Genomic DNA, 6,124 nt, shown 5'->3' with positions numbered 1-6,124 from the left:
CTCTAGCCTCTCGCCTGGCATCTTGTGCCTCTGCGACGCTTCGCGCCTTCCCTCTAGCCTCTCGCCTGGCATCTTGTGCCTCTGCGACGCTTCGCGCCTTCCCTCTAGCCTCTCGCCTCGCATCTTGTGCCTCTGCGACGCTTCGCGCCTTCCCTCTAGCCTCTTGCCTCGCATCTTTTGCCTCTGCCACGCCTCCCGCCTTCCCTCTTACCTCTTGCCTGGCATCTTGTGCCTCTGCGACGCTTCGCGCCTTCCCTCTAGCCTCTCGCCTGGCATCTTGTGCCTCTGCTACGCTTCGCGCAGCGCTGCAACAATCTCCCTGACATCGAGGATGGCGACCGTCTGATCTTCATAGAACGCAACAGCGCGGAGGAATCGGGCGCGCGCCGGATCGAGACCGGCTGGCGGTTGCCCGAAGGCGTCCTCCGGCAGCGCGGTCAGGTCGATGACCGAGTCGACCAGCAGCGCCATGTCAATCTCCTCGTACACGACGGTCACCAGACGTGTCGAGCGGGTTGTCTCGACGGTTGGCATGCCCAGCAAAAGGCGCAGGTTCACCACCGGCAGGATGACGCCGCGCTGACTGATAATCCCAGGAATCATGGGCGGAGCGCCAGGGACGGGGGTGAACGCCCGGTAGCGCCCGACTTCGCGCACGTAGGCGGACGGCAACCCGTAGATCTCATCTGCAAGGCGGATAAGCAGGATGTTTTGGTCGGTTTGTCCGGCAAAATCGGATCGTGTGTCGGTCATGGCAAGGATTACAAATGAACAACAATTCATCCGCCCTGCGAAAGCATACTATGGAAGATCGGCGAAGGTCAAGCGCCCGACAGTACCGGAAATTGATCGGTTTGGGTGCGATTTCGTTAGCGCAGATAGAGGCAAAAAAGAAAAGAATAAGCGAGGAGATACGGGTAACCCGCCGGGCGGACCTGACGATGGCGCGAGTGTCGATGGCGGGGCGCGCCGACGTTGCCCGAGTGGATCGTGTAGCGCCTGCGCCGTCACCGCCTGATCGATCAGCACCCCAGGCGTTCTACACATCGCTCGGTCCGGTTGAGTCCACACCGATCCTGTTGCTGCTGCAACCGGCGTGGCCTGTCAACCAACCGTCGTTCGTCGTCCTGTCCCGCTGCGACCCGCCGCCCACGCCGCCTCCGCGCTCGATACGCTTCTGAGCGCCACAACGCTGCCCGTGTGAGTTGGACAGGCGAAGTCATCGCCTTTGCTTCGCCGGCGTCATGTCACATGGCGATTTTTCGTATAGCCGCTCACTACTCGTTGTCGTTCACTTTGGCGAATTCATAAGAGCGTATCCTGACGGTATGCTTCTGTAACCCACCAAGGAGGGCGTCATGAAACGCTGCTTTATCAGTGTGGTCAGCCTGGTGCTGTTTGGAATGATCGTCGGATTTTTGGGAAGTCTCGCGCTGGGAATGCCAGGCGCTATTGCGCAGCCAGCGCTGGCGCACGAGGATCAGTCAAAAGCAGGTTTGCTGGTGAATCTAACCACCGACGACACCTGGAGCGCGAATATGGCGCTGGACCTGGCGACGAAGGCGCGTGAACAGGGAATGGCGCCGGTCATCATCTTCCTCAACGTGCGCGGGGTCTACCTGGCCGACCGCGAGCGCCTGCCGGCGACGGGAGGCAATAGCAAGATGAACATCCACGAAAAGTTTCAGGCGTTTATCGCCGCCGGCGGTCAGGTCATTGCATGTCCGAGCTGTTCGCGGGAAGCGGGACTGAAGCAGGAGGACTACATTGATGGGGTCGTGATCGGCGAGCCAGGCGGTATTCTGCGGTTCCTCGGCGATCCGAACGTGCAGGTTATCTCCTACCTGGAACGACATAAGCGCTGATTGCCACGCCGATCTCGTTATTCCCCCCAGGCGGCGCGCCGGTCATACGGTGCGCCGTCTGGCATTCTTCTCGTCTCGACATTGTACCGTGTCACAGGATACCGTTGAGTATGCACTGGTTGTCTGCACATGGATGCTCTGCTCCGAATCGTTCGTTTGCGAATCAACGACCAGATCACTGCCCAGTGCTCATCGGTTCCATCTTGTCTGCCATGCGATCGGTTATTCAGTGAATATTGGAGGATTCTTATTGACAGTTTCTATCATTGTTGCTACCATACAGGCGCAGTTCATGCAGCCTTATTGACAGAGTAGCGTATGTTAGGCATTGACAGACGTCTCTTCTCTCGCCAGACACGAGTATGGGTTGCAGTCGCCGCTGTTGCCGGACTGGTGACAGTAATGCTGAATATTGTGCTCTTCGCTGCACTAGGTTGGGTGATCGAAGCAGTCTGGACTGGCGAGTCCGTCTTTTCCCTCAACGTCCTTATTGGCGCGTTAGCGCTCATTGCGAGCAAGGGATGCGCTGGATGGCTTGAACGTATTGCAGCAGCACAGGCTGCCGCCGATACCAAAATCGCCGTCCGCGACACCATATACGCCCATGCCCTGCGGATCGGACCAGGCGGTCTTGATCGCAAACGCACGGGGGAACTGGTCAATACCGCCGTTGATGGTATGGACTGGCTCGAACAGTACTACAGCGTCTACTGGGTGCAGTTTATTGTTGGTATGCTCAGCCCGGCGCTGGTGATCGGGTATATTGCCACTCAGGACATTCTGACGGCGCTCATCCTGCTGGTGACCCTGCCACTGCCGCCGCTCTTGTTGGGAGTGACCTCGCAGCGGTTCAAGGCTGTAAGTGATCGTTTCTTTGCAGCGGCAAACCGCTTGAGCGCACAATTCCTTGATAGTTTGCAGGGATTGACGACCCTCAAGATGTTTAATCAGGGAAGAGCGCGTGGTGAGCAGTTTCGCCAGGAAAGTGAGGCGCTTCGGCGAGAGACGATGCGCCTGCTGGCGGTCAATCAGGTAATGTTGTTCATCGTCGATAGCGGATTTGCGCTAGCAACCACAACGGTGCTGACCCTGACGTCGCTCTGGCGACTCTCGACGGAGAGCATCGCTCTGGGCACAGCCGTAACGTTTGTTCTGCTCAGTTTTGAGCTGGCGCGACCGCTGAATCTTATCGGTCAGTTCTTCTTCGCCGGGGCGATTGGGCGCTCGGTTGCGAAAAGGATTTCGGCATTTCTTGATATGCCTCCAGGAGTAGCTGAGCCAGGGCAGTCGGCAGGACCAATCGTTGGCGCACCTGAGATCCGCTTCGAAGGAGTGACGTTCCAGTACGGCGGCAGAGACGCCCCTGCTCTAAATCATTTTTCGCTCATCATTCAGCCTGGTGAGCGAGTTGCACTTGTCGGCGCAAGCGGCGCAGGGAAAAGTACGGTATTTCAGTTGTTGCTGCGTTTTATTGCCGCACAGCAAGGGACGATCCTGATCAACGGCATTCCTATTACAGCATACTCTTCTGATCATCTGCGCGCTGGTATTGCGCTGGTGTCGCAGGACCCGTACATTTTCTACGGGACCGTTGAGGAAAATCTGCACATTGCGAACCCCAACGCTTCTGCAGAAGAACTGGAGCGCGCTTTGCGCGCAGCCCACTTCGACGATGTTGTAGCACAACTTCCCAACGGATTGAAGACGGTCATCGGCGAACGTGGCAGCACGCTGAGCGGCGGGCAGGCACAACGCCTGGCGCTGGCGCGCGCGTTTTTGAAGGATGCGCCTGTTGTGTTGCTTGATGAGCCGACGTCGCAACTCGATAGCCAGACGGAAGCGATTATCCAGGACTCTATCAATCATCTCTTCCGGGGCAGGACAGTACTCATCATCGCTCATCGCCTGAGCACAGCCAGTCGTGCGGATCGCGTCGTAGTTCTGGAGAGCGGACGAATTATCGAGACAGGCGCCCCCGCCGATCTGCTGCGGCAAAATGGCGTATTTGCACGTCTGGTTCACCTAGCCACAGGAGGTGGGCATTGAGTCGATCCCGTATTCTTGCACGTCTGCTCATGCTCCTGCGTCCCATGTATTGGGTCATGGTCGTTTCCATTGCGGCGCGTATCTTGAACCTTCTTGCCGGAACCGCCCTGCTTGCATTTGGCGTCTATGCTATCGTGCGGCTTGCGGTCGGCGAGCCGCTGTCGCTGGCGACAGTCGTAGCGACGCCGGTGGCGCTTGCGCTGTTCAAGGGTGCAGTGCGTTACATCGAGCAGTATACGGGTCACTATGTTGCATTTCATCTACTCGCACAGTTGCGGTATCAGTTCTACAACGCACTGGAACCGCAGGCGCCGGCCGGGTTGCAGCATCTACGCAGCGGCGATGCCGTCTCTCGCGTGATTGCGGATATTGATCGAATCGAACCCTTCTATGCGCACACGATTGCCCCTTTCTTTGCGGCAGTTATCGCACCGCTGACGCTGCTCATCGTGCTGGGATACTACAACGTCATTCTCGTGATCGGACTGTTGCCCTTTTTGTTGCTGGTCGGCGTTATCGTGCCGTGGATCTATCGTGCAAGTCGGACTCCTGCTGCATACACACGACACCTGGCAGGAGAGATCAGTGCACTGCTGACAGAAAGTTTCCAGGGCATCCGCGATGTCCTGGCGTTTGACTACGGCGAACGTCGCCGTGCGCTGTTGCGGGAGTCGGGTGAACGTCTGCGCAACGCTCAGGTCAGGATGGTGCGCATTAGCGCCATTCAGAACGGTGTCATCGAAGCTTCGCTGGCAGGTGGTACATTGACGCTCCTCGCACTCGGCGTCTGGCTTGTCCAACAGGGCATGCTGGCGTTTAGCGACGTTCCGGTAGTCGTCACGCTGGGCTGGATGGCGTTTCAGCCGCTGCTAGGGGTTACTGGCGTGATCAACGATTTCAACAGCGCCATGGCGAGTGCGAAGCGGCTATTCGAGTTGATGGATCGTCCGCCGGTTGTCCGGGAAACTGACTCCCCCCAACCGTTTCCCGTTAATCAACCGCTGCATGTGCGGTTTGAGCGTGTCTCATTTCGCTATCTGCAGGCGCTCAGGGAAGAAAATACAATGCTTGTCCTGGATGATGGAACAATCGATATTCCATTTGGCCGCACCATTGCCATTGTGGGCAGGAGCGGCGCAGGAAAATCAACGTTGCTTGCGCTTTTGCTACGGTTCTGGGACCCGACGGCCGGACGGATTACCGTGAGCGGCATTGACATCCGCGAGTTTTCGTTGACCGCGCTCCGTGACCATATTGCAGTCGTTTCACAAAACGCACATGTGTTCAATACATCGATCCGCGAGAATATCCGCCTGGGCAGGCCGTCCGCTTCAGACGGCGAGATTATCGCAGCCGCTAAGGCTGCTCGCCTGCACGACTTCGTGACGACGCTGCCGCATGGCTACGATACGCTGGTCGGTGAACTTGGCAGTCGGTTTTCAGGAGGTCAGCGGCAACGGCTGGCGCTGGCGCGCGCGCTTTTGAAGGATGCGCCCATTCTTGTGCTTGATGAAGCGACCGCAAATCTCGACTCAGAGACGGAACGCGACATTCAAGATGTGCTGCACGAGATACGGAGAGGGCGCACAACAATCATTATAGCGCACCGGCTTTCGGCAGTGCACACCGCAGACGAGATTCTGGTCCTCGAAAATGCTCGTCTGATCGAGCGCGGCACGCATGAAGCGTTGCTTGAGCGCAACGGAATATACGCACAACTCTTTGCACAGCAACGTGATCTATGGGAAGACATCCACCAGGAGAGGGTTCAGTATGAACGATTATGAATACCGTTCAACCACGCTTGCAAAACCGTCTCATCCGCTCTTGCGTCCACTTTTGTTGATCGGTGGGACATGTTTCCTTATTCTTGGATTTCTGGGCGCTTTTTTGCCTGTCCTTCCATCCACGCCATTTTTTCTGTTGACTGCGGCGTTATTTTTTCGGTCATCGCCTCGACTGTACGGCTGGATGACCGGTCATCCGCTGATCCGTCCACATCTTCAGCGCTTTCAGCAGGATCGCTCGATGACGCTGCGTGCAAAGGCGATGGTCTTAGGACTTGCCTGGATGATGCTGCTTGCAGCAGCGATCTTCGCAGTCGAGAGCCTGTTCATGCGCGTGTTTCTGATCGGATTGGCGATTATCAAGACCATCGTCATCTTGCGCCTGAAGACCGCCAGATCGCCGTAGCCGCACTATTTCGTTTGAAA

General features: G+C 57.3%; 6 protein-coding genes. 5 read left to right on the top strand and 1 reads right to left on the bottom strand.

Annotated features, from left to right (window positions below; all coding sequences use genetic code 11):
• Positions 1–288: 288 nt before the first annotated feature.
• Positions 289–753 (bottom strand): chemotaxis protein CheW, encoded by a 465-nt coding sequence (locus AC3EA7_RS02415; protein WP_488612431.1) that lies wholly within the window; start codon positions 751–753, stop codon positions 289–291.
• A 14-nt stretch (positions 754–767) separates the two neighbouring features.
• Here AC3EA7_RS02415 and AC3EA7_RS02410 point away from each other — a divergent pair, with 14 nt between their 5' ends.
• The 5 genes from AC3EA7_RS02410 (at position 768) to AC3EA7_RS02390 (ending at position 6,104) form a co-directional block, all read left to right on the top strand.
• The gene (locus AC3EA7_RS02410) at positions 768–1,181 is read left to right on the top strand and encodes a hypothetical protein (protein ID WP_488612430.1); all 414 of its coding nucleotides are present in this window, start codon (positions 768–770) and stop codon (positions 1,179–1,181) included.
• Positions 1,182–1,358: 177 nt separating this feature from the next.
• The gene (locus tag AC3EA7_RS02405; protein ID WP_488612429.1) at positions 1,359–1,865 is read left to right on the top strand and encodes a DsrE family protein; all 507 of its coding nucleotides are present in this window, start codon (positions 1,359–1,361) and stop codon (positions 1,863–1,865) included.
• 318 nt (positions 1,866–2,183) lie between these two features.
• Positions 2,184–3,911, top strand: a complete 1,728-nt coding sequence (locus AC3EA7_RS02400; RefSeq protein WP_488612428.1) for an ABC transporter ATP-binding protein/permease — start codon at positions 2,184–2,186, stop codon at positions 3,909–3,911.
• Complete coding sequence (cydC, locus tag AC3EA7_RS02395; protein ID WP_488612427.1) at positions 3,908–5,698, top strand: thiol reductant ABC exporter subunit CydC; 1,791 nt, start codon at positions 3,908–3,910, stop codon at positions 5,696–5,698. Before AC3EA7_RS02400 ends, cydC begins: the two co-directional genes overlap by 4 nt.
• Entirely contained in the window at positions 5,685–6,104 is a 420-nt protein-coding gene (locus AC3EA7_RS02390; protein ID WP_488612426.1) for a YbaN family protein, read from the top strand. Before cydC ends, AC3EA7_RS02390 begins: the two co-directional genes overlap by 14 nt.
• Positions 6,105–6,124: the final 20 nt, after the last annotated feature.

Source organism: Roseiflexus sp., assembly GCF_057785375.1.
The sequence above is the reverse complement of the archived record's forward strand: the minus strand, read 5'-3'. Positions and strand labels throughout refer to the sequence as shown.

What these genes read in the sequence shown, in the direction of transcription:
- AC3EA7_RS02405 (WP_488612429.1), top strand. Translation starts at nt 1,359, where the DNA reads ATGAAACGCTGCTTTATCAGTGTGGTCAGCCTGGTGCTGTTTGGAATG.
- AC3EA7_RS02410 (WP_488612430.1), top strand. Translation starts at nt 768, where the DNA reads ATGAACAACAATTCATCCGCCCTGCGAAAGCATACTATGGAAGATCGG.
- AC3EA7_RS02415 (WP_488612431.1), bottom strand. Translation starts at nt 753, where the DNA reads ATGACCGACACACGATCCGATTTTGCCGGACAAACCGACCAAAACATC.
- AC3EA7_RS02400 (WP_488612428.1), top strand. Translation starts at nt 2,184, where the DNA reads ATGTTAGGCATTGACAGACGTCTCTTCTCTCGCCAGACACGAGTATGG.
- AC3EA7_RS02390 (WP_488612426.1), top strand. Translation starts at nt 5,685, where the DNA reads ATGAACGATTATGAATACCGTTCAACCACGCTTGCAAAACCGTCTCAT.